We start from the raw sequence: 1,456 nt of genomic DNA, 5'->3' as shown, positions 1-1,456 counted from the left end.
TTACGCAGGCGCGCGGGCCGATCGGATTGCCCGATCAGCAGCGATGCCGGAGGGGGTGATATCGACTGCTTCGAGAGGAACATTTAGCAAGAGCTAATGTTCCGGGCCGAAGGCGAAAAAGCCTGCCGGGGCACCCGTCAGGCGCGAGGCGGCAAAGGCCCGAATCTATTGTTTCGGCGGCTGTGCCGGGACCTCGCCGGGCTTGAGCACCGGTGTCCTGCCTTGGTCCGGCGGCGGTGCGGCCATGCCCTGATCGCCGGTCGGCGGCGGCTGCAGCACGCCGTTGCAGGGATCAAGCGTGTCGGTCAGGCTGTCGCTGGCACCGTTGTTGACGGGCGGCTTCTGTTGCTGGCCGTTCTGCGGCTGGGCTTGGCATGGGCCGGCAGGCGCCGGGTCTTGTGTCTCCGTCTGGGCGGCAACCGGCGCCGCCAACGCTAGTGCACCCAGCATGCCCATCATCAGCGTGCCCGTCATCAGCGGGCCCGTCATCAGCGCGCTTGGCAAGAATTCGAAAGGTTTCACGTCGAACTCCTTTCCCGCGAAGGATCACCTCCTTGCCAAAGCAGGTGGGCGGCGATTGGTTCCGGTATGCTGCGACGCGCCCGGTTCCATGCTATCGACTGACAGGATAGTTTTGAGCGGCAAGAGCGACGAGCTCCATGGAAGACGCGAAAACCGCCCCGTTTCCGGAGCGGCGCAGCATGTTGGGGAATCGTTAATCAGCGACTGCTACTATAGCGGGATCATGACTAAGAATCTCGGAAACGCCGTCAGGAATGCCCCGAAGGAACCGGCAAGGAGCTCCGCCCTCAGCCGGCTGGCGCCCGCCTTGTTTCCCCTGGCGGTCGTCGCGCTTGGATATCTGATCGGCTGGCAGTTCTTCGGCTTCTAGGGCATCGGCCCCTTGATGTCGCGCGAAGAGACGTCGCGCGAACAGACCTTGGATCAGAGGCCGGCTGCTTCTCAGTCCGGGAAATCGAAAACCGGTTCCTCACATCGATGGACCCGACATTGACCGTCAAGCGTCCGGACATAGGAGGCGATCGGCACGTCGGGCCAGTCGCACTCGTTGCCGTATTGGCGGACATATCGATCATAGGTGTTGCGGCCGGTGGTCAGGACGACCGCGCGCCGGCTCTGGATCAGAAGCTGCGTCTGTTCGCATGTCATGGTGCGCGCATCCGGCCGGGCGTAAGCCATGCTTGTGGCGGCGAGCAGGATCGCTGCGGCTGTCGAGACGATTGGGCGAGCTGGCATGGTGCATCCTCACGAGGGTCGTGCGTAACGCGCACCGTCGCCCGTGGTTCCGCACCTTCACCCGGGTCTCCCGCAAGAGGCTGTTACTGCGGGCGCAATAAGACAGGCGCGATCTCACTCCTCCTTCTCCGGCTTGAACCGCCTCACCACCACCTCGAAGACGATATCCGAAATCCACATCGCCGAGACGCCGATGAGG

The 1,456-nt window shown here is 63.5% G+C and carries 3 protein-coding genes; 1 reads left to right on the top strand and 2 read right to left on the bottom strand.

The window, feature by feature from the left end; translation table 11 throughout:
- Nucleotides 1–165: 165 nt before the first annotated feature.
- A complete protein-coding gene (locus tag EOA86_RS34505) occupies nt 166–522 on the bottom strand; it encodes a hypothetical protein (protein WP_348627947.1) in 357 nt (118 codons plus the stop codon).
- A 223-nt stretch (nt 523–745) separates the two neighbouring features.
- On the opposite strand from EOA86_RS34505, the gene EOA86_RS39090 reads away from it, so the two are divergent.
- Nucleotides 746–892, top strand: a complete 147-nt coding sequence (locus EOA86_RS39090) for a hypothetical protein (protein WP_084831392.1) — start codon at nt 746–748, stop codon at nt 890–892.
- Nucleotides 893–963: 71 nt separating this feature from the next.
- Here EOA86_RS39090 and EOA86_RS34500 read toward each other — a convergent pair whose 3' ends face one another.
- A complete protein-coding gene (locus tag EOA86_RS34500; protein ID WP_065006701.1) occupies nt 964–1,257 on the bottom strand; it encodes a hypothetical protein in 294 nt (97 codons plus the stop codon).
- Between the last annotated feature and the right edge of the window lie 199 nt (nt 1,258–1,456).

This window comes from Mesorhizobium sp. M5C.F.Ca.IN.020.32.2.1 (assembly GCF_004023105.1).
Lineage (GTDB): Bacteria > Pseudomonadota > Alphaproteobacteria > Rhizobiales > Rhizobiaceae > Mesorhizobium > Mesorhizobium wenxiniae.
Note: the sequence above shows the minus strand (reverse complement) of the source record. Positions and strands in the feature narration are given on the sequence as shown.

Coding starts and splice junctions, on each gene's coding strand:
- EOA86_RS34500 (WP_065006701.1), bottom strand. CDS start 1,257: ATGCCAGCTCGCCCAATCGTCTCGACAGCCGCAGCGATCCTGCTCGCC.
- EOA86_RS39090 (WP_084831392.1), top strand. CDS start 746: ATGACTAAGAATCTCGGAAACGCCGTCAGGAATGCCCCGAAGGAACCG.